This window comes from Streptacidiphilus rugosus AM-16 (genome assembly GCF_000744655.1).
Lineage (GTDB): Bacteria > Actinomycetota > Actinomycetes > Streptomycetales > Streptomycetaceae > Streptacidiphilus > Streptacidiphilus rugosus.
This window is the reverse complement of record NZ_JQMJ01000004.1, coordinates 5,835,891-5,856,808: the sequence shown is the minus strand read 5'-3', so window position 1 is coordinate 5,856,808 and position 20,918 is coordinate 5,835,891. Positions and strand designations below refer to the sequence as shown.

Below are 20,918 nucleotides of genomic sequence, written 5' to 3'. Positions count from 1 at the left end.
GCCGAGTGCCGGACGGGGCGCAACCGCCTCGTCGGGCCTGCCGAGTCGCACGGTACCCGCCTGCGACGGCGGATAACCTGGGCACGTGAGCGAAAGCTACCCGGCCCACTGGGAGGCCGACATCGTGCTGCGTGACGGCGGCACGGCGCGGATCAGGCCGATCGTCCCGGACGACGCCGACCGCCTGGTGGCCTTTTACCAGCGGGTCTCCGACCAGTCGAAGTACTACCGCTTCTTCGCTCCCTACCCAAGGCTCTCCGCCCGCGACGTGCGGCACTTCACCCACCACGACTTCGTCGACCGGGTCGGGCTGGCGGTCCTGGTCAGGGACGAGTTCATCGCCACCGTCCGGTACGACAGGATCGACGCCGCCGGACGGCCCTCCGGCTCGGGGACGGGGGCCGAGGTCGCCTTCCTGGTCCAGGACGCGCACCAGGGGCGCGGCGTCGCCTCGGCGCTCCTGGAGCACATCGCCGCCTGCGCCAGGGAGCGCGGGATCCTCCGCTTCACGGCGGAGGTGCTGCCGGACAACAGGAAGATGGCGACGGTCTTCACCGAGGCCGGATACATCCAACGGCGCAGCTACACCGACGGCGTCCTCCACTTCGAGCTGGACCTGGAACCCACCGAGGATTCCCTGGCGGTCATGCGGGCGCGTGAGCACCGCGCGGAAGCCCGGTCGATGCAGCGCCTCTTCTCGCCGCGTTCGGTCGCGGTGATCGGAGCCGGGAGGAACCCGCTCGGGGTGGGGCGCACACTGCTGCGCAACCTGGTCGCGGGCGGCTTCACCGGGAGCCTGTACGCGATCAACAAGGCGGCGGCGCCGCTGACCGAGCTCGACGGGGTGCCGGTGCACGCGCGCATCGGCGACGTCACGGAGCCGGTGGACCTCGCGGTCGTCGCGGTACCGGCCGAGCAGGTCCCCGACGTGGTGGCCGACTGCGGCGCGGCGGGCGTGCGGGGACTGGTGGTGATCACGGCCGGCTACGCCGAGACCGGGGTGGACGGGCGCGCCCGGCAGCGGCAGTTGGTGGGGCAGGCGCGGGCGGCCGGGATGCGGGTGCTCGGGCCGAACGCGTTCGGGCTGATCAACACCGATCCGCAGGTGCGCCTGGACGCCTCGCTGTCGCCGCAGTTGCCGGGCACCGGGCCGCTGGGGATCTTCTCGCAGTCCGGCGCGATCGGCGCGGCGCTGCTGGAGGCGGCGTACCGGCGCGGTCTCGGCATCTCCAGCTTCGTCTCGGTCGGCAACCGGGCCGACGTCTCCGGCAACGACCTGCTGCAGTTCTGGGAGGAGGACGAGGCCACCGGCGTGGCGCTGCTCTATCTGGAGTCCTTCGGCAATCCGCGGAAGTTCAGCCGGCTGGCCCGCAGGGTGGCGGCGCGCAAGCCGCTGGTCGTGGTGAAGGGCGGCCGGGACACCAGGAGCATCCCGGCCGGGCACACCGGCATCGTCACCCGGATGGCGGACAGCACCGTCGACACTCTCTTCGAGCAGGCCGGAGTGATCCGGGTGGACACCATCACCGAGCTCTACGACGCCGCCGACCTGCTCGCCCACCAACCGCTGCCGCCCGGCGGCCGGATCGCCATCGTCGGCAACTCGGACTCGCTCGGTCTGCTCACCCACGACGCCGCGCTGAGCGCCGGACTCCAACCGCTGCTCCCGCACGACCTGACGACCGGCGCGGGGCCCGACGACTTCCGCCGCGGCCTGAAGGCGGCGATCGACCGACCGGACAGCGACGCCGTGGTCGCGGTGGTGATCCCGCCGATCGGCGCGGGCGGATTCCCGCACTTCCCCGGCTCCGGCCTGCTCGCGCAGGCCCCGCTGCCGGAGCGGGCGCCGCTGCTCGACACCGCCCCGTTCGCCGCCGCGCTGCGCGAGTCGGCGCGGCGGGCCCGCGAGGCGGGCAAGCCGATGCTGATCGTGCATCTGGCGATGCCGGAGCTGCTGGACCAGATCGGGAACGGGGACCAGATCGGGGACGGGAACCAGGTCGGAGGGGGGGACCAGGTCGACGCGGGCGTCGACGGCCATGCCGCGGGTGCGGCATGGCGGGTGCCGGGCTATCCGCGGCCGGAGCGGGCGGTGCGGGCGCTGGCGCACGCGGTGCGCTACGCGGCCTGGCGGGAGCGGAGCGCGGTGGAGCGGACCTTCCCCGACTTCGAGGACGTCGCGGAGCAGCAGGCGCGGGCGATCGTCGCCGAGGCGCTGGAGGGCAAGCGGGCCGAGGCGGTGCTGGACGAGGCCACGACCGCGCAGCTGCTCGCCTGCTACGGCGTGGGACTCGACGCGCACGCCCCGCAGGAGGCCGACGCGACCCGGTCCGACCCGAAGCAGGTCGTCGACGTCACCATCTCCGCCAGCGTCGACCCGGCCGTCGGCGCGATCCTCTCCTTCGGGCTGGCCGGGGCCGCCTCCGAGCTGCTCGGTGATGTGGCGCACCGGCTCATCCCGGCCACCGGGTCCGAGGCCGCGTCGCTGATCCGCGAGGTCAAGGCGGCCCCGCTGCTCTTCGGCTGGCGCGGATCCGAGCCGGTGGACACCGCCGCGCTGGAGGAACTGCTGCTCCGGGTGTCCCAGCTGGTCGACGACCTGCCGGAGGTCGCCTCGCTCACACTCGATCCGGTACGGGTCGCGCCGCGGGGCCTGACCGTGCGGGGAGCGGGGGTCCGACTGGCCCGGCTGCCCGCACGGACGGATCTGGGGCCGCGCGCGCTGGCATGAGTCCGGCCCCGGTCGTGCCAGGATGGTAGGTATGGCGAAGACCGGTACGACCACCACCCAGGGGCTGCGCTCCGCGATCGAGCGCAGCGGCTACTACCCGACCCTCGTGTCCGAGGCCGTCGAGCAGGCCGTGGGCAGCGACGGTGTCGACGCCTTCCTGGTCCACCAGGAGACCACCTTCGACGCCAACGAGGTGCGCCGGCACGTCACCGTGCTGGTGCTGACGGGGACGCGCTTCATCGTCAGCCACACCGACGAGCAGGGCGCGGACGACACCTCCCCGGTGCCCTACGCGACGACCTCCACCGAGAGCGTCAAGATCGACCGGATCTCGTCCGTCGTGGTCAGCCGCGTCGTGGCGAACCCGGAGCAGTACACGCGCGGCACCCTGCCGCGCGAGGTCGTGCTGACCATCGGCTGGGGCGCGGTCTCCCGGATCGACCTGGAGCCCGCCGCCTGTGGCGACCCGAACTGCGACGCCGACCACGGTTACACCGGCTCCTCGACCGCCGACGACCTGTCGCTGCGGGTGAGCGAGGCGGGGGACGGTCCGGAGACGGTGGCGCAGGCCCTCGCCTTCGCCCAGGCACTGTCGGAGGCCACGGCCCGCACACCGGAGTGACGGGCCGGCCGCCACCCGGCCCCACGGTTGCGCCGTGCCCCGGTTCGCCGTCCCGCAGGTTCTCCGTCCCCCGTTCTCCCCGTCCCGCCGTTTCGCTGTCCCAGGGTTTCTCCGTACTCCTGCTTCCGGGAGCGACCGGCAGCACCGCCGGCACCGGCGGCCCGCACAGAAACGACTTGATGACTCTCCCTCTCTCCGCCGCGCCGGTGCCCGCCTACGGCACAGCCTCGCTCGCCGACGTCCTGCCTGCCGTGGCGGCGGGGTTCGGTCTGACCGGCGCCGACGGCGTGCCCCCGACCGGGCTGGAACTGCCGGCGGCGGACCGGGTCTGCGTCTTCCTGGTGGACGGCCTGGGCTGGGAACTGATCCGCAGTCACCCCGACGAGGCACCGTTCCTCACCTCACTGCTGCCGAGCTCGCTCGCGGGCAGCGGCCGCCCGCTCACCGTCGGCTTCCCGTCCACCACCGCGACCAGCCTGGCCTCCTTCGGCACCGGCCGCCCGCCGGGTGAGCACGGCCTGGCCGGCTATCTGGTCAGGATCCCCGGCGAGAAGCGGCTGATGAACCAGCTCCGCTGGCAGCCGCACGTGACGCCGCGCACCTGGCAGCCGCATCCGACCGTGTTCCGGAAGACGCACGCGGCGGGCGTCCCGACCTGCCAGGTCTCCTCGCCGATGTTCGAGTTCACCCCGCTGACCGAGGTCGCGCTCTCGGGCGGCGAGTTCCTCGGCCGGCTCTCCGGCGAGGAGCGGACGGACCTGGCCGCCGAGCGGCTGGCCGCCTCCGACCGGGCCCTGGTCTACACGTACTACAGCGAGCTCGACGCGATGGGCCACCGGCACGGGGTCGGCTCCGACGCCTGGCGGGGTCAGCTGATGGTGGTCGACCGGCTGGCACAGCGCCTGGCGGAGCAGCTGCCGCCGCGCTCGGCGCTCTACGTGACCGCCGACCACGGCATGGTCGACCTTCCGGTCGACCCGGCGGCGGGGGCGCGCGTCGATTTCGACGCGCCGGAACAGCAGGAGCTGCGCGAGGGTGTGCTGCTGCTGGGCGGCGAGGGCCGGGCGCGGCACGTCTACGCCCAGCCGGGCGCCGAGGCCGACGTGCTGGCCGCCTGGCGGGAGCAGCTGGGGGACAGGTTCTGGATCGCCTCGCGCGACGAGGCGGTCACGGCGGGCTGGTTCGGGCCCGTCGTGGAGGAGCGGGTGCGCGGGCGGATCGGCGACGTCGTCGCGGTCGCGGCCGCGGACGCCGCCGTGGTGGCCACGCGCCGGGAGCCGGGGGAGTCGTCGATGGTGGGGTTGCACGGGTCGATGCACCCGTCGGAGCAGCTGGTGCCGCTGCTGGAGGTGCGTCGTGGCTGATCTCGTCTTCTTCTCCGGGACCATGGACTGCGGCAAGTCGACGCTGGCGCTGCAGATGGACCACAACCACCGGGCGCGCGGGCGGCAGGGGATCATCTTCACCCGCAACGACCGCGCCGGTGCGGCGATCCTGTCGAGCAGGCTGGGCCTGAGCACCGAGGCGGTGGAGGTCGGCGACGACCTCGACTTCCACGCGCACGTGGTCGCGCTGCTCTCGGCGGGCGCCAGGATCGACTACCTGATCTGCGACGAGGCCCAGTTCTTCGAATCACGACAGGTCGATCAGCTGGCCAGGATCGTGGACGACCTCTCGATCGACGTGTTCACCTTCGGCATCACCACGGACTTCCGCACCCGGCTCTTCCCCGGCTCGGCCCGGCTGATCGAACTGGCCGACCGGGTCGAGGTGCTGCAGGTCGAGGCGCTGTGCTGGTGCGGCGCGCGGGCCACGCACAACGCGCGGACCGTCGGCGGGGTGATGGTCGTCGAGGGCGCGCAGGTCGTGGTCGGGGATGTGGCCGTGAACGCGGACCAGGTGGGCTACGAGGTGCTGTGCCGCCGCCACCACCGGCGGCAGATGACGGCCGCGACCGCCCGCGCCGGGGCGCTCTCGCCGGACGTGCTTCCGTTCGAGAGCGCCTCGGGGCAGCAGATCTGATCCGACCGCGAGCCCGGCCCGTCAGGCGGCGCACCTGTCAGACCTCGCACCTGTCAGACGTCACTCCCGTCAGGCATCACTCCTGTCAGACGTCACTCCCGTCAGACGTCACTCCTGTCAGAAGTCACAGGGCGCGGTCTCGGTCGGGCCGAGGTCGGGCCGGTCCCTCAGCTCCAGCACGGAACCGGGCTCGTGCAGTTCCAGCACCACCACCTCGTTGCGTCCGGCGCGCCACAGCGGCGCGGGGGCGTAGAGGGTGCGCTGCGGGCCGATCTCCCAGTAGCGGCCGAGGGTGAAGCCGTTCAGCCAGATCACGCCCTTGGTCCAGCCCGGCAGTGCCAGGAAGCCGTCGGCTGGGGTCGGGACGTCCAGCTCGAAGCGGTGGAAGGCCGGGCCGGGGGCGCTCCCCGTTTCCCGGGCTGTCGCGAACGGCAGCTCCGGCAGCGGGTCGAGGGGCAGCGGCCGGATCTCCCAGCCGAACTGGTACTGCCCGTCCAGCCGCACGCCGCCGGTGATGCCCTTGCGGTCGGCGAGCAGCGGACCGTAGTTGATCCGGCCCTGGTTCTCGACCAGCAGCTCCAGCTCGGCGCCCTCGGCGGGGACGCTCAGCGTGATCGACTCTTCGGGTCGGTTCCGTTCGAGCAGCCCGATCGGTTCGCCGTCGAGGAAGACCTGGGCGCGATCGGCCACCCCGTCCACCCGCAGTTCGGTCGTGGCGAGCGGACCGCGCAGCCGGGTCCGGTAGTGGATCAGACCGAGCGACTGGCCGACCGTCTCCATCGGTTCGGGGTCGCGCCAGTGCCCCGGCTTGCCCAGCTCGTCCAGGCAGTCGGCGAGTGCCAGCCGCTCCAGCGGCCGGACCGACTGCGGGGCCGACCGGGGCGCGGGCGCCGGCAGCGGGTGCGGGATCGGGCCCAGATGGCGGGCGATGACCTCACGGAAGGCGTGGAACTTGGGCGTCAGCTCGCCCGCCTCGCCGACCGGCGCGTCGTAGTCGTAGCTGGTGACGGTGGGCAGATAGTGCGTGCCGTCGTGGTTGGCGCCGTTCCACCAGCCGAAGTTGGTGCCGCCGTGCGCCATGTAGATGTTGATCGAGGCCCCGGCGGCGAGCAGCGCGTCCAGTGTCGCGGCGGCGTCGTGGGGATCGCGCACCCGGTGCGGCCGGCCCCAGTGGTCGAACCAGCCGTCCCAGAATTCCAGGCACACCAGCGGCCCCTCCGGCTGGTGCCGACGCAGGCAGTCCAGCGCCTCGGCGGGCCGGGAACCGAAGGTGCCCGTGGTCAGCACCCCGGGCAGGCGTCCGCCCAGCTGGAAGCGGTCCTCGGCCCCGTCGGCCGTGAACAGCAGACAGCTGACGCCCCGGGCGCGCATCCCGTCGCGCAGATGGGCCAGGTAGGCGGTGTCGTTGCCGTAGCTGCCGTACTCGTTCTCCACCCCCATGGCCACGATCGGCCCGCCGCGGTCGTCCTGGAGCGGCGTCAGCCGGGGCAGCACGGCGTCGAACCAGGCGTCGACGGCGGCCAGGTAGCGGGGCTCGCTGCGGCGCAGCCGGATCGCGGGATCCGCCAGCAGCCACGCGGGCAGGCCGCCGAACTCCCACTCCCCGCAGATGTACGGCCCGGGCCGGACGATCACGTCCAGGCCCAGCTCGCCCGCGAGCCCGACGAAGGCCGCCACGTCCTTCCAGCCGCTGAAGTCGAAGCTGCCGCGTTCGCGTTCGTGCAGGTTCCAGGGGACGTAGGTCTCGACGGTGTTGACGCCCATGGCGCGCAGCCGCAGCAGCCGGTCGCGCCACTGGTCGGGGTGGATCCTGAAGTAGTGCACCGCGGCCGAGACGATCCGGTGCGGGACGCCGTCGCGCAGGAAGCCGGTGGTGGCGGGGTCGGCCGAGGTGGCGGAGGAGGTGGAGGTGGCGGCGGTGGTCACGGTCAGCGTCATCGGCGCGCTCCCCGGGCGAGATGGCGGCGGTGGCGGTCGGTCAGGGTCCGCAGGGTCTCCGCGCCGGGGGTGTCCCAGATCTCCTGGTTGAAGATCTCGACCTCGGTCCAGCCCCCGTAGCCGGCCTCGGCGACGAGTCCGGCGATGCGGGGAACGTCGATCGAGCCGTCGCCGACGTGGCCGCGGCCCAGCAACGCGTCGGCGGGGAGCGGCAGCAGCCAGTCGCAGACCTGGAAGGCGTGGATTAGTCCGGCCGCGCCCGCGCGGGCGAGCTGGGTCTCCAGCTCCGGGTCCCACCAGACGTGGTAGGTGTCGACGACGACTCCGGTGCCGTGTCCGGCGGCCTCGGCCAGGTCGAGCGCCTGTCCCAGGGTGGAGACCACGGCGCGGTCCGCGCAGAACATCGGGTGCAGCGGCTCGATCGCCGGCTTCACGCCGTGGGCCTCGGCGTAGGGAGCCAGGGCGGCGATCCCCGCGGCGACCCGGCGCCGGGCGGCAGGCAGGTCGCGGCTGCCCTCGGGCAGCCCCCCGCAGACCAGGACCAGGGTGTCGGCGCCGAGCGCGGCCGCCTCGTCGACGGCGCGCCGGTTGTCCGCGTCGGACCCCGGGCCGGTGAAGAAACCGCCGCGGCAGAGGCTGGTGACGGTCAGTCCGGCCTCGCGCACCAGCCGCGCCGCCCGGTCGAGCCCGGCTTCGGCGACCCGGTCGCGCCAGAGTCCGATGCCGGAGATGCCCGCCTCGACGCATCCGGCGACGGCCTCGGCGAGTGTCCAGTGCTTGGTGGTCGCCGTGTTGAGGGAGAGCAGTTCCAGCCCGGGGGCCGGGAGCCGTACCGGCGGGGCGGGAACGGGCGTGGCGGGAACGGGCGGCGCGGGGTGGACGGTCACTGGTCGAAGCCCTTCGTACGGAGGAAGGCGCGCATCCGGGCGGCGGCGAGATCCGGGTCCGGCAGCGCGCCCGCCTCGGCGGCGAGGACGAAGAGCCGGGCCAGATGGGCGACGTCGCGGCTGTCCTGCTGGCCGCCGACCATGGTGAAGTGGTCCTGGTGGCCCGCCAGATGGGCCAGGAGGACGACGCCGGTCTTGTAGTGGCGGGTCGGCGCGGCGAAGACGTGCCTGGCCAGCGGCACGGTCGGTTCGAGGACCGCCCGGTAGCGGTCGGTGTCGCCGCGGTCCAGCGCGTCCAGCGCGGCGGCGGCGTGGCGGGCCAGCGGGTCGAAGACGCCGAGCAGCGCGTGGCTGAAGCCCCGCTCGTCTCCCAGGATCAGCTCCGGATAGTGGAAGTCGTCCCCGGTGTAGAGGCGCACGCCGTCGGGGAGCGCCCGGCGCAGCGCGATCTCCCGGTCGGCGTCGAGCAGCGACACCTTGATGCCGTCGACCTTGTCGGCGTGGTCGCGGACGATCCCGAGCACCAGCTCGGTGGCGCGGTCGAGGTCGTCCGAGCCCCAGTACCCCTCGAGCGCCGGGTCGAAGGCGGTGCCGAGCCAGTGCAGGATCACCGGCTGCGCCGACTGGGCCAGCAGCCGGCCGTAGACCTCCGCGTAGTCCTCGGGACGTCCGGCGGCGGTGCGGGCCAGGGCCCGGCTGGCCATCAGCACCACCCGCGCGCCGGCGTTCTCGACGACCTCCCACTGCTCCTCGTAGGCGGAGACGATCGTCTTGAGCGAATGAGCGTCACCGGCGGTCACCGCGCCCAGTTGGTCGGTGCCCACACCGCAGGCGAGCAGGCCGCCGAGGTCGCGCGCCGCGGCGCCGGTGCGTGCGACGAGTTCGCGAGTGGCGGGCCAGTCGAGGCCCATGCCGCGCTGGGCGGTGTCCATGGCGTCGGCGACGCCGAGACCGAGTGACCACAGGTGGCGCCGGAACGCGAGTGTGGCCTCCCAGTCGAGGGCGGCGGGAAGCCCGGGACCGTTCGGCCGGGTCGGGTCGGCGACGACGTGCGCGGCGGCGAAGACGGTCCGGCTGCGGGCGGGCGGCGCGGTGGCGGGCAGTGTCGCGAGCGGGGACGGGACGTGGGGCAGTTCGTAGCGGGTGGCGACGCCGTCGAGCGGCAGCAGGAGGGAGGACACGGATGCTCCTGGTGGTCGGGGCAGAGGCAGCGGCGGGGGCGGGGGCAGCGGCGGGGGTGGGAGCAAGGGGGTGGGGACGAGAGCGGGTGGGTCAGAGGCTGAGGTCGGGGACGTCCAGGCGGCGGCCCTCGCGGGAGGAGCGCAGTCCGAGTTCGGCCAGTTGCACGCCCTTGGCGCCCGCGAGCAGGTCGTGGGGGAACGGTGCGTCGGCGACGACATGGGCCAGGAACCGCTCCCACTGGACCTTGAAGCCGTTGTCGAACTCCTGGTTGTCCGGCACCTGCTGCCACTGGGAGCGGAACGGCTCGGTGGCCGGCAGGTCCGGGTTCCACACCGGCTTGGGCGTGGTGCCGCGGTGCTGGATCCGGCAGTTGCGCAGACCGGCGACGGCGCTGCCCTCGGTGCCGTCGACCTGGAACTCGACCAGCTCGTCCCGGTCGACCCTGACCGCCCAGGAGGAGTTGATCTGTGCGATCACGCCGCCGTCGAGTTCGAACACCCCGTAGGCGGCGTCGTCGGCGGTGGCGCGGTAGACCTGTCCGCGCTCGTCCCAGCGCTCCGCGATGTGGGTGGTGGCCTGGGCGTAGACCGAGCGGACCGGGGCGAAGACCCGCTCCAGCACGTAGTGCCAGTGCGGGAACATGTCGAGCACCATGCCGCCGCCGTCCTCGGCCCGGTAGTTCCAGGAGGGCCGCTGCGCCTGCTGCCAGTCTCCCTCGAAGACCCAGTAGCCGAACTCGCCGCGCACGGACAGGATCCGGCCGAAGAAGCCGCTGTCCACCAGGCGCTTCAGCTTCAACAGGCCGGGCAGGAAGAGCTTGTCCTGGACGACGCCGTTCTTCACCCCGGCGTCGCGGGCCGCGCGGGCCAGGGACAGGGCCGCGTCCAGGGAGTCGGCGCTGGGCTTCTCGGTGTAGACGTGCTTGCCCGCGGCGATCGCCGCACGCAGCGACTTCTCGCGGACCTGGGTGAGCTGGGCGTCGAAGTAGATCTCGTTGGCGGGGTCGGCCAGGGCGGCGTCGAGGTCGGTGGTCCAGCGGGTGAGCCCGTGTCGCTCGGCGATCGCGCGCAGCTTCTCCTCGCTGCGGCCGACCAGGACCGGTTCGGGCATGACCACCGTGCCGTCGGGGAGGGCGAGTCCGCCTTGCTCGCGCAGGGCGAGGACGGAGCGCACCAGGTGCTGGCGGTAGCCCATGCGCCCGGTGACGCCGTTCATCACGATGCCGATGGACCTGTGTGTCATGGGCGCAGTCCTCTTTCGTTCGCTCGTCATGGTGGTGCGGCGGAGGGTGGACGCGGGTGGCCCCAGCACGTCTCTGCCGGGTCTTCGCCGGGTGTCCCGGGTCTGCAGCGCCGCTGGTGGCACCTTCGGGAAAGTATGGGAAAGCGCTTTCCAAGGGGTACGTTACGAGCATGGCGAATCCACGGTCAAGGACCCGTCCGGCCCGCACCGGCGGAGGCGTGACGCTGCTGCAGGTGGCCGAGCACGCGGGCGTCTCGCTGGCGACCGCGTCGCGGGTGCTCCACGGCAGCGGAACCAGGACCGTCGGGGAGGAGCTGCGGCGGCGGGTCGAGTCGGCGGCCGAGGAGCTGCGCTACATCTCCAACGCCCCGGCCCAGGCGCTCGCGCGCTCGACCAGCTCGGTGGTGGGTCTGGTCGTCCACGACGTCGCCGACCCGTACTTCGGCGCGATCGCGGCCGGGGCGATGCGGGCCGCGCGGGAGCAGCGCCTGCTGGTCATGATCGCCGCCACCTTCCGCGAGCCGGGCCTGGAGCTGGAGTACCTGCGGGGACTGCGGGCCCAGCGCGCCCGCGCGGTGATCCTGGCCGGCAGCGGCACGGTCGACGCAGCGGTGACGGAACGGCTGGCGGAGGAGACCGCCGGCTTCGAGGCCGACGGCGGCCGGGTCGTCTGCATCGGCGATCGCGGTCCTGACCTGGACACCGTGGCCATGGCCAACCGGTCGGGCGGCGGGCTGGCGGTGCGCGGTCTGTGGGAGCTGGGGCACCGGCGGATCGGGGTGGTCTCCGGTCCGGACGACCTGCTGACGGTGCGCCACCGGCTCGACGGGGCGCGTCGCGCGCTGCGTGCGCTGGGTGCGCCGCTGGATCCCGGGGCGGTGCGCTCCGGGGACTTCACCCGCGAGGGCGGGCGGCAGGCCGCGGTTCGGCTGCTGACCGAGCGGCCCGAGCTGACGGGCGTGCTGGTGCTGAACGACGTCATGGCGGCGGGCGCGTTGGCGGGGCTCAGGGACGACCTCGGGCTCTCCGTGCCGGAGCAGGTGTCGGTCGTCGGTTTCGACGACGTGCCGTTCGCGGTGGATCTGCGCCCGGCGCTCAGCACGGTCCGGCTGCCGCTGGAGGAGGCGGGCGAGGCGGCGCTGCGGCTCGTCCTGGAGCCGGGCGCGGACGTGCCGCGGCAGGTCGAGCTGCCCGCGGAACTGATCCTCAGGGAGAGCACGGGGCCGGCGCCCCGGTAGCGGAGCCCGGGACGAGACGGCGTGGGCCGACGCGGTACGGGTCGACAGGGTGTGGGTCGGCATGGCGTGGGCCGGCATGGTGCGGGTCGGCATGGCGCGGGCCGGCGTCCTGCGGGTCGGCGTCGGGTGCGTCGAGAGCGAGCCTGAGCGCCGCGGGGGCCTGCGGAGGTGCGCTCCCGAGCTCGGCGGTCCCTTCGTGCGGGGCGTTGACCGTCGTCTGGAAAGCGTTTACCGTCATGCCGTCCGGGAACGGAAGCGGGCCTTCCCCAGCCCGCGCCGTTCTCGGGACCGGCGCGGCGGCGCGCCTCCCTCGCCCGGAACGGACGTTTCGAGGCAAGGAGGCCTTGATGCAGAGCCGCTCCACCACCCCCGCAGCCCACTCCGACGCTCCCGTCCCGCACCCGCTCAGCCGCCGCCGTTTCCTGCAGCTCGGCGCCGCCGTCACGGCGCTCACGGCCGGCGGCCTGCTCGGTGCGGCCGCACCCGCCGAGGCGGCCGACGCGTACGACGCACTGCGCGCCCGCTGGCTGCAACTGCTCACCGGCACCGGATTCGACCCCACCGCCGCGCCCTTCGCCGCCATGCTCGGCACGATCGGCAGCCAGGCGGCCACGGACCTCGCCGCCATGGCCCCCACCGGCGGATCGCTCTGGCCCGACCTGCCGATCGGGACCGTCTCGGCCAACGTCACCACCAGCTACGCCCGGCTGCGGACCATGGCGCTGGCCTACGTCCAGCCGGGCACCGGACAGACCGGCAGCGCCACCCTGGCCTCGGCGGTCTCCACCGGCCTGGACTGGATGCAGGCCCACGCCTACACGCCGACCACCACCACGTACGACAACTGGTGGGACTGGCAGATCGGCAGCCCGGAGCAGCTGGAGGACATCTGCGTGCTCATGTACGCGCAGCTGACCTCCGCCCAGATCGCGAACTACTGCTCCGCCGTCGACCACTTCGTGCCCGACTCCGCCGTCGCCGCCTACAGCGGCACCAGCACCGGGGCCAACCGCGTCGACCTGTGCCACGTGCTCGCGCTGCGCGGCGTGCTGGGCCGGAGCTCGGCCAAGCTGACCACCGCGCAGGCGGCGCTCTCGCCGGTCTTCCCCTACGTGCTGAACGGCGACGGCCTGTACGCGGACGGCTCGTTCATCCAGCACACCTACCTGCCCTACACCGGCAGTTACGGCGCGGTGCTGCTGGGCGGCGTCGCGTCGCTGCTCTACCTGCTGTCGGGCTCCGGCTGGGCGGTCACCGACCCCGGCGTGCAGAACCTCTACGACTCGGTCGCCCGCGCCTACGCGCCGTTCCTCTTCAACGGGCTGGTCATGGACGGGGTGTCCGGACGGGCGATCAGCCGGGGCGTGCAGCTCAGCGACCCGCTGCGGATCCAGCAGGACGACCACACCCGCGGCCACGGACTGATCAACGGGATCCTGCTGCTCGCCGACGCCGGCGTCGCGCCCGCCGCGCAGACGGCGAGCTGGAAGGGCATGGTCAAGGGCTGGGTGCAGCGTGACTACTACAGCCCGATGCTCGATGACCGGACCGCGGGGATACCCGGCCTCGCACGGGCCCAGACGCTGGTGAACGACGCGACGGTCACGGCCGCCGCCGAGCCGGTCGGCGCCCAGGTCTTCGGCATGGACCGGGCCGTGTTCCGCCGGGCCGGCTGGGCCGCCTCGGTGAGCATGGCCAGCGCCAGGACCACCTACTACGAGACGGGCAACGGCGAGAACCTCAGGGGCTGGCACACCGACGAAGGGATGCTCTACTGGTGGGGCGCCGGCTACGGCAACGGCCAGTACTCCGACGCCTTCTGGCCCACGGTCGACCCGTACCGCCTCCCCGGCACGACGGTGTCCACGGTGGCCCTGGCCGACGGGGCGGGCGGCGCTTGGGGGGCCTCGCACCCGGCCGCGGTGTGGGTCGGCGGTGCGACGGACGGCAGCTATGCCGCGGTCGGCCAGGACCTGCGCGGACTGAGCAGCACGATCACCGGGAAGAAGTCGTGGTTCTTCTTCGACGACTCGGTCATGTGCCTGGGGGCGGGGATCAGCTGCACCGACGGGGTTCCGGTCGAGACGGTGATCGACAACCGCAACCTCGGCGCGAACGGCACCCATGCGCTCACCGTCGACGGAACCGCCCAGCCGACCACGCTGGGCTGGTCGAACACCTTCACCGGTGCGCAGTCGATCGTCGTCTCCGGCTTCGGCGGCTACGTGTTCCCTGGCGGGGCGACGGTCCATGCGCTGCGCGAGGCCAGGACCGGAGCCTGGTCCGACATCAACACCGGGGCCGACACCACCGCGTTGACGCGCCGCTATCTGACCCTCTGGTTCGCCCACGGCACCGACCCGGGCAGCGCCGGCTACAGCTATCTGCTGATGCCGGGCGCCGACGCGGCAGCAGCCGCCGCCCGGGCCGCGTCACCGCAGGTCACGGTGGTGGCCAACACGGCGGCCGTGCAGGCGGTGAGCGACGGCGCCTCGGGCGTCACGGCAGCCAACTTCTACGCGGCGGGCAGCGCGGGGCCGATCACCGTCTCGGCGCCCGCGTCCGTGCTGATGCGCGAACAGAGCGGCACGCTGACCGTGGCGGTGAGCGATCCTTCGCGGACCGCGGCGACGGTCCAGGTCACCATCGCCCGCTCCGGTTACCTCTCGGCGGCGCCCGGCCAGGGTGTGACCGTGCTGGGCACCTCGGGCGGGGTCACGCTGCTGGTGGAGGTCGGCGGCGCGCACGGGGCGAGCCGCACGGTCACCCTCACCACCTCGGGCACCGCGCCCGCGCCGGGGACGGCGGTGCTGCTCGCGCCGACCGCGGACACCTACGTGCGCGACGGGTCCGCCTACGCCGGCGTCAACTACGGCACCGCGACGACGCTGGTGGTGAAGAACACCGACACCTCCGGGTCCGGCTACAGCAGGCAGGCGCTGCTCTCCTTCGACGTGTCGCAGCTGGGCGGCGCCGTCGGCCGGGCGGTGCTCTGGCTCTACGGGCAGGTCCAGGACAGCGGCGGCACCCTCACCACCGTGCAGGCCTTCGCCTCGGGCGCGGACACCTGGACCGAGACCGGCGTGACCTGGAGCTCCGCGCCAGCCCTTGGCGCGGCGCTGGGCACCGGCCGGATCTCCAGCGCCTACGACTGGGTGGGTCTGGACGTCACCGCCGCCGTGGCGGCGGCCCTGCCTGGGGCGGGCGGGGACGGGAAGGTGTCGCTCACGGTCTTCGGGCCGCTCGGCGCGGCGGGTCTCGCGGCGGTGTTCAACAGCCGCGAGAACGCCGCCGACCGTCCGGTGCTGGAGGTGGTCACGCACCCCTGAGCACGGGCGGGGCCGGGGTCACCGCGCCCGGACCGGCAGGAAGCGCAGACTCAGCTTCGCCCTCCCCGGGTGCAGTCGGTGTTCGGGGAGGGCGCCCGGTCCGCAGGAGGCGGTGCCGAGGCCGTCGTGGGCCAGGTCCAGGAAGAGGTGGAGCAGGCCGTCCGGCTCCAGTTCGTGCGGGTGCCGGGCGGCGGCCATGGCCGCGTTGGTCCACGGACGGGCGGCGAAGTCGAAGGTCGCGGCCCCGGTCGCGGCCCCGGTCGCAGCCCCGGCTCGCGGACAGGTCTCGACGCGCAGGCCCGCGCCGTGCCGGTCGGTGAACTCCGCCCAGCGGACGTCGGACCGGTTGCCGTTCTCCTGCGGGCGCAGATAGGGGGTCTGCAGCGCGGCGACCGGCATCGCCCAACGGCCCACCCGCGCGGCGGCCCGGCTGTCCCGGTACGACTCGCCCGGACCGAGGCCGAACCAGGTGACGTCGACCAGCGTGTCCGGGAGTGCGAGATGCAGGCCGAGGCGGGGCAGGGTGAGGTCGCCCCAGCGGGCCGGGCCTCCGTCCGGCTCGACCGTCAGGTCGAGGCGGAGGCCCCCGCCCTCGGCGTGCCAGCGGTAGGTGGCCAGCAGCCCGAGGTCGGAGGCGGCCGGGGCGACCCGGCTGCGGACGGTCCGGACGCCGTCCGCGGTGACCTCGTCGACGGTGCGGTGCCGCATCCGGTGCAGGCCCGCCAGCTCCCAGACGCGGGCGAGCGCGTGTTCCTGGCCGCCCCGGTCGTTGTCGGTCGGCGCGCGCCAGACGTCCAGGCGGGCGTCGGCCACGGCGCGCAGCAGACCGTCGGGGTCGGGGGTTCGCGGCGCGGGATCGGTGGTGGATGCGGTGGATGCGGTGGATGCGGTGGATGCGCCGGCGTCGAGCCTGAGCTGGGTCCAGGCGACCTCGTGGCCGGCGTCGGCCCACGGTTCGTCCTTCGCCAGCCGGGCGCTGACGGTGAGCCACAGTTCGGAGCCGGGCGAGCCGGGGGACGGGCGTGGGATGGGGTCGAGCGGGAGCGACACGTCCGCGCCGGGCTCCAGGGGCGGCAGGTCGAGGGCGCCGCGGGCGACGGCGGTTCCGTCGCGCTCCAGGGTCCAGTCGAGGGCGAGGTGCGCGAGGGAGCGGACGTCGTAGTCGTTGCGGACGCGCAGGGCCTTGCCCTCGCCCTCGGGTTCCAGCCGGACCGGGGCGATCACCTTCGCGTACTCGACCAGGCCGGGGGAGGGGGTGCGGTCGGGGAAGAGCAGGCCGTCGGCGACGAAGTTGCCGTCGTGCAGCTCCTCGCCGAAGTCTCCGCCGTACGCGTACCAGCGGCGGCCCCGGTCGTCGGTGCGGGCGATGCCGTGATCGATCCACTCCCAGACGAAGCCGCCCTGGACCCGGGGATGGCGATCGATCAGCTGCTGGTACTCGCCGAGTCCGCCGGGCCCATTGCCCATCGCGTGGGCGTACTCGCAGAGCACGAAGGGCAGCGCGCGCCGGTGCGGGTCGAGGGACCGGTCGCCGGTCGGCTCCTCGGCGCGCCGGCCGATCGCGTCGACCTCCTCGTGCGTGGCGTACATCCGCGAGTACACGTCGACGTAGCCGCTGTCCCGGTCGCCCTCGTAGTGGATCGGGCGCTCGGGGTCGCGGGTGCGGCACCAGTGCGCCATCGCCTCCAGGTTGCGGCCGGTGCCGGACTCGTTGCCGAGCGACCAGAGCAGCACCGAGGGATGGTTCTTGTCCCGTTCGACGGTGCGCGCGATCCGGTCCAGCAGGGCGTCGTGCCAGCGCGGGTCGTCGCTCGGGTTGCCGCGCCAACCGATCTGCTCGAAGCCGTGGGTCTCCAGGTCGCACTCGTCGACGACGTAGAGCCCGTACTCGTCGCACAGGTCGAGGAAGGCGGGGTGCGGCGGGTAGTGGCTGGTGCGGACCGCGTTGACGTGGTGGCGCTTCATCAGGAGCACGTCGGCGAGCATGGTCTCCCGGTCCAGGGCGCGGCCGTGCTCCGGGTGCCATTCGTGGCGGTTGACGCCGCGCAGCGTGACCGGCCCGCCGTTCACGGTCAGCAGGCCGTCGCCGACGGCGACGCTGCGGAAGCCGATCCGCAGCCGGACCGTCTCACGTTCGCCGCGCAGCTCCGCCTCGTAGCGGCGTGGGACCTCGGCGGACCAGGGTTCGACGTGGTCGATCAGGTGCGGGCCGACCGGGTCGACGTCGTGCAGGCCGAGCTCGGGGACGCTGAGCCTGACGCCGGGTCCCGCCGTCTCGACGACCAGCCGGCCTGCGCCGGTGGCGTGGTCGTAGCCCGCGTGCACGAAGAAGTCGTCGAGGGCCGCCTCCGGCCGGGCCAGCAGGGTGACGTCGCGGAAGATGCCGGAGAGCCACCACATGTCCTGGTCCTCCAGGTAGCTTCCGCTGGACCACTGGTGCACCCGCACCTCGACGGTGTTGCCCGTCGGGCGCAGCAGCCCGCCGACCTCGAACTCGTGGACCAGTCGGCTGCCCTTGGCGTGGCCGAGCGGGGTGCCGTTGACCGAGACGGCGAAGCAGGAGTCGACCCCGTCGAAGCGGAGCAGCGCGCGGGCGCCCTCGCGGGCGGTCGGCCAGTCGGCGGGCAGATCGAAGCTGCGGCGGTAGTCGCCGGTGGGGTTCTCGTCGGGGACGTGCGGCGGGTCGATCGGGAAGGGGTAGCTGACGTTCGTGTAGGCGGGGGCGCCGTGGCCGTGCAACTGCCAGTGGGCGGGGACGGGGAGGGTGGTCCAGGGGCCGTGGTCGAGGCGGAACTCCCAGGTGCCGTTGAGGGAGAGTGCGGGGGCGTCGGAGTCGGCGGTGCTGCGGGGCGGGATCGAGCCGGAGCCGGGGGTGAAGTCGACGACGTAGGGCTGGGGCACGGCGCTCCTCGGGTTGCGGGCGGCGGGCGCGGACCTCTCGAATCTAGGAAGGTGTGCCCCTTGCGTCAAGAGCGATTGATCGTATGATCGCGAAGCGAAAGAATCGCTCAAACTCGTCACGGCTGCAAGGGGAAGCACATGCGCGCCACCGCCGAGCTCCGGCACCGGCAGATCCTCGGCCTGCTCCGCGAGCGGCCCAGTCTCAGAGTCGGCGACCTCGCGGCCGAGCTGGGCGTCTCCGCCGCGACGGCGCGCCGCGACGTGGAGGCGCTCGCCGCGGCCGGCCTGCTGGACCGGGTCCACGGGCGGGTGAGCCGGCCGCGCGACGACGCGGCCGCGCCGGAGGCGGGGCCCGGCGCGGATCCTCCGGTCGTCGGCATGCTGCTGCCGGTCGCCGACTACTACTACGCCGAGGTGATCCGCGGGGCCAGGGCGGCCGCGGCACGGGCCGGAGTGCGGCTGGTGCTCGGCATCTCGCACTACTCGCCGGAGGCCGACCGGGTGCAGCTCGCCGCGCTGGCCGAGAGCGGGGCCGCGGGCCTGCTGCTCACGCCGAGCTGGCCCGAGGGCCTCCCGGACGCGGCCGACGAGCGGCGCATCCTGCAGCTCGGGCTGCCCGCGGTGCTGCTGGAGCGCCGGGCGGGGCCGGGCACCGCGCTGGCCGGACTGGACCGGGTCTGCACCGCGCACAACGAGGGCGCCGGGCTGGCGGTGCGTCACCTCGCCCGCCTCGGCCGGCGCAGGATCGGCCTGCTGGCCAGGTCGGAGACCCCGACCGCGCGCCACCTGGCCGGGGGCTACGCGGCGGCCATGGCCGCGCTCGGCCTGGAGCCGCTGGTCCTGGACCTGCCGGGTCCGCATGCCCGCGACGCGACGTCCGACGGGCAGGTGGTCGCCGAGGTGCGGCGGGCGGGGCTGGACGCGGCGCTGGTGCACACCGACGAGGACGCGCTGCGGCTGCTCCAGGCGCTGCACCGGCACGGCCTGCGGGTGCCCGACGATCTGGCGCTGGTGGCCTACGACGACGAGGTGGCCGCGCTCGCCGACGTGCCGTTGACGGCGGTGGCGCCGCCGAAGCGTCAGCTGGGCGAGACGGCGGTGTCGTTGCTGCTCACGCGGTTGGGTGCGCCCGGCGGCGGGGCTTTCGGCGGGGCGTGCGGTGAGGGCGGGGCGAGGCGGCACCTCGACCTGCTGCCCTCGTTGCGGGTCCGCGTATCCTGCGGCGACACCCCGGAGCCTGCCGGTGTGCCGACCCCGCTGCGTGAGCATGTGCTCAGCTGACTCCATGGATTGCGATCGAGTGATCAAATGAAAGTTTTTCGATGATTCGCTCTTGACGGCGAGCGATCCGGGCCCAAGGATGACGCTTCATCGCCTCCCGCTCGGATCGCTCACGACGACCCCGAGGCGATCACGAACCTCGATCACGTTTCCTGACCCCGCCAGCGGCCCCCGCCCACCCCGCGGGCAGCCCTCCGACAGGAGCTCAGCCATGACGCACCGTTCGTCCCGCCGCCGCGCACTCGCCGTCGCGACCTGCGCCTCGCTCTCCCTGGTCGCCCTCACCGCCTGTGGCAGCAGCGCGAAGAGCAGCGGCACCGCCGACGCCGCGCCCGGCAAGCCCGTCGAGATCTCCTTCTGGACCTGGACCAAGAACGCGGACAAGGTCGTCGACGAGTTCAACCGGACCCACAAGGACGTCCACGTCACCCTCTCCAAGACCACCAGCGGCCCCTCCGGCTACGCCAAGGACTTCGCCGCCATCAAGGCGGGCAACGGACCCGACCTCTTCAACGTCGAGTACGCCGAGCTCCCCGACTTCGTCAGCCAGGGCGCCGTGCAGGACATCAGCTCGGCGGTCGGCGGCGCCACCAGCTCCGCCCTGGGCAACGCGATGCAGCTCACCACCCTCGGCGGCAAGACCTGGGCGGTCCCCTTCGACATCGAGCCGACGGTCTTCTACTACCGCAAGGACCTGTTCCAGAAGTACCACCTGACCGTCCCCACCACCTGGGACCAGTTCAAGGCCGACGCCGCCGCCCTGCAGAAGGCCGACCCCAAGGCGCACCTGGTCAACTTCCCGACCGACGACGCCTCCCTGTTCGCCGCGCTGTCCTGGCAGGCGGGCGCCCAGTGGTTCGGCACCGCCGGCGACAGCTGGAAGGTGAACTTCACCGACGCCGCCACCAGGAAGGTCTCCGCCTACTGGCAGGGCCTCATCGACGCCGGCCAGGTCAGCACCTACCTGTCCACCAGCCCTGCGCTCACCGCCGACATCGGCGACGACAAGGTCATCGGCATGATCAGCGGCCCCTACGAGGGCGCCTACCTCAAGCCGATGGCCCCGGGCTCGTCCGGCAAGTGGGGCGTCGCGCCGGTCCCGACCTGGGACGGTACCCCCGCCGCCGGCACCATGGGCGGCTCCAGCTACGCGGTCAGCAAGAACAGCACCCACGTCGCCGCCGCGGTCGAGTTCGCCTCCTGGATGTCCACGAACGCCGACGCCGTGGCGATCCGGGTGGCGGGCGGCGCGTCGAGCGCCCTGCCCGCCGACCCGGCCATGGCCGACGTCGCCCAGAAGGCCTTCGACAACGGCTTCTACGGCGGCCAGGACATCTACGCGACCAACAAGCAGGCCGCCGCCACCGTGAGGAACGGCTGGACCTGGGGCCCGCTGATGGTCAGCACCTGGGCGGACTTCGCCGACCCGTGGGGCAGGCTCGGCAAGGGCGGCACCATCGACGCCGCGCTGCAGAGCGCGCAGTCGCAGACGGTGTCCCAGATCAAGGCCGCCGGCCTGAACCTGACGCAGGGCTGAGGTCGCAG

At 73.5% G+C, this 20,918-nt stretch carries 13 protein-coding genes; 8 read left to right on the top strand and 5 right to left on the bottom strand.

Annotated elements, in window-relative coordinates; translation table 11 throughout:
• Window positions 1-85: 85 nt before the first annotated feature.
• The 4 genes from BS83_RS35640 to BS83_RS35625 all read left to right on the top strand — a co-directional run bounded on the left by BS83_RS35640 (window position 86) and on the right by BS83_RS35625 (window position 5,375).
• Window positions 86-2,731, top strand: a complete 2,646-nt coding sequence (locus BS83_RS35640) for a bifunctional acetate--CoA ligase family protein/GNAT family N-acetyltransferase (protein WP_037607449.1) — start codon at window positions 86-88, stop codon at window positions 2,729-2,731.
• A 31-nt stretch (window positions 2,732-2,762) separates the two neighbouring features.
• A complete protein-coding gene (locus BS83_RS35635; protein WP_037607448.1) occupies window positions 2,763-3,353 on the top strand; it encodes a DUF5998 family protein in 591 nt (196 codons plus the stop codon).
• Between the two features lie 179 nt (window positions 3,354-3,532).
• On the top strand, window positions 3,533-4,717 hold the full coding sequence (locus BS83_RS35630; RefSeq protein ID WP_037607447.1) for an alkaline phosphatase family protein: 1,185 nt from the start codon (window positions 3,533-3,535) through the stop codon (window positions 4,715-4,717).
• Window positions 4,710-5,375, top strand: a complete 666-nt coding sequence (locus BS83_RS35625) for a thymidine kinase (protein WP_037607446.1) — start codon at window positions 4,710-4,712, stop codon at window positions 5,373-5,375. The genes BS83_RS35630 and BS83_RS35625 overlap by 8 nt, the downstream gene beginning before the upstream one ends.
• A gap of 117 nt (window positions 5,376-5,492) precedes the next feature.
• On the opposite strand, the gene BS83_RS35620 is transcribed toward BS83_RS35625, so the two are convergent.
• The 4 genes from BS83_RS35620 to BS83_RS35605 form a co-directional block, all read right to left on the bottom strand.
• Entirely contained in the window at window positions 5,493-7,313 is a 1,821-nt protein-coding gene (locus BS83_RS35620) for a glycoside hydrolase family 35 protein (RefSeq protein WP_084714632.1), read from the bottom strand.
• Window positions 7,310-8,125, bottom strand: a complete 816-nt coding sequence (locus tag BS83_RS35615) for a sugar phosphate isomerase/epimerase family protein (protein ID WP_051945754.1) — start codon at window positions 8,123-8,125, stop codon at window positions 7,310-7,312. Before BS83_RS35615 ends, BS83_RS35620 begins: the two co-directional genes overlap by 4 nt.
• 71 nt (window positions 8,126-8,196) lie before the next feature.
• Complete coding sequence (locus BS83_RS35610; RefSeq protein WP_084714628.1) at window positions 8,197-9,381, bottom strand: dihydrodipicolinate synthase family protein; 1,185 nt, start codon at window positions 9,379-9,381, stop codon at window positions 8,197-8,199.
• A gap of 91 nt (window positions 9,382-9,472) precedes the next feature.
• Complete coding sequence (locus tag BS83_RS35605) at window positions 9,473-10,624, bottom strand: Gfo/Idh/MocA family protein (RefSeq protein ID WP_037607445.1); 1,152 nt, start codon at window positions 10,622-10,624, stop codon at window positions 9,473-9,475.
• 170 nt (window positions 10,625-10,794) lie between these two features.
• On the opposite strand from BS83_RS35605, the gene BS83_RS35600 reads away from it, so the two are divergent.
• On the top strand, window positions 10,795-11,862 hold the full coding sequence (locus tag BS83_RS35600) for a LacI family DNA-binding transcriptional regulator (protein WP_051944631.1): 1,068 nt from the start codon (window positions 10,795-10,797) through the stop codon (window positions 11,860-11,862).
• 347 nt (window positions 11,863-12,209) lie between these two features.
• Entirely contained in the window at window positions 12,210-15,191 is a 2,982-nt protein-coding gene (locus tag BS83_RS35595) for a polysaccharide lyase family 8 super-sandwich domain-containing protein (protein WP_063774293.1), read from the top strand.
• Between the two features lie 18 nt (window positions 15,192-15,209).
• On the opposite strand, the gene BS83_RS35590 is transcribed toward BS83_RS35595, so the two are convergent.
• Window positions 15,210-18,092 (bottom strand): glycoside hydrolase family 2 TIM barrel-domain containing protein, encoded by a 2,883-nt coding sequence (locus BS83_RS35590; protein ID WP_037607443.1) that lies wholly within the window; start codon window positions 18,090-18,092, stop codon window positions 15,210-15,212.
• 138 nt (window positions 18,093-18,230) lie between these two features.
• On the opposite strand from BS83_RS35590, the gene BS83_RS35585 reads away from it, so the two are divergent.
• Together BS83_RS35585 and BS83_RS35580 are read left to right on the top strand one after the other, a co-directional pair.
• Entirely contained in the window at window positions 18,231-19,373 is a 1,143-nt protein-coding gene (locus tag BS83_RS35585; protein WP_051944628.1) for a substrate-binding domain-containing protein, read from the top strand.
• Between the two features lie 211 nt (window positions 19,374-19,584).
• Window positions 19,585-20,910 carry an ABC transporter substrate-binding protein gene (locus tag BS83_RS35580; RefSeq protein WP_037607442.1) on the top strand — a complete coding sequence of 442 codons (1,326 nt, stop codon included), beginning with the start codon at window positions 19,585-19,587 and terminating at the stop codon, window positions 20,908-20,910.
• The last annotated feature ends 8 nt before the right edge of the window (window positions 20,911-20,918 follow it).

Bases quoted from the DNA above. Each gene is read 5' to 3' on its own strand.
- BS83_RS35630 (WP_037607447.1), top strand. From the start codon at position 3,533: ATGACTCTCCCTCTCTCCGCCGCGCCGGTGCCCGCCTACGGCACAGCC.
- BS83_RS35585 (WP_051944628.1), top strand. From the start codon at position 18,231: ATGCGCGCCACCGCCGAGCTCCGGCACCGGCAGATCCTCGGCCTGCTC.
- BS83_RS35620 (WP_084714632.1), bottom strand. From the start codon at position 7,313: ATGACGCTGACCGTGACCACCGCCGCCACCTCCACCTCCTCCGCCACC.
- BS83_RS35595 (WP_063774293.1), top strand. From the start codon at position 12,210: ATGCAGAGCCGCTCCACCACCCCCGCAGCCCACTCCGACGCTCCCGTC.
- BS83_RS35600 (WP_051944631.1), top strand. From the start codon at position 10,795: ATGGCGAATCCACGGTCAAGGACCCGTCCGGCCCGCACCGGCGGAGGC.
- BS83_RS35605 (WP_037607445.1), bottom strand. From the start codon at position 10,624: ATGACACACAGGTCCATCGGCATCGTGATGAACGGCGTCACCGGGCGC.
- BS83_RS35580 (WP_037607442.1), top strand. From the start codon at position 19,585: ATGACGCACCGTTCGTCCCGCCGCCGCGCACTCGCCGTCGCGACCTGC.
- BS83_RS35635 (WP_037607448.1), top strand. From the start codon at position 2,763: ATGGCGAAGACCGGTACGACCACCACCCAGGGGCTGCGCTCCGCGATC.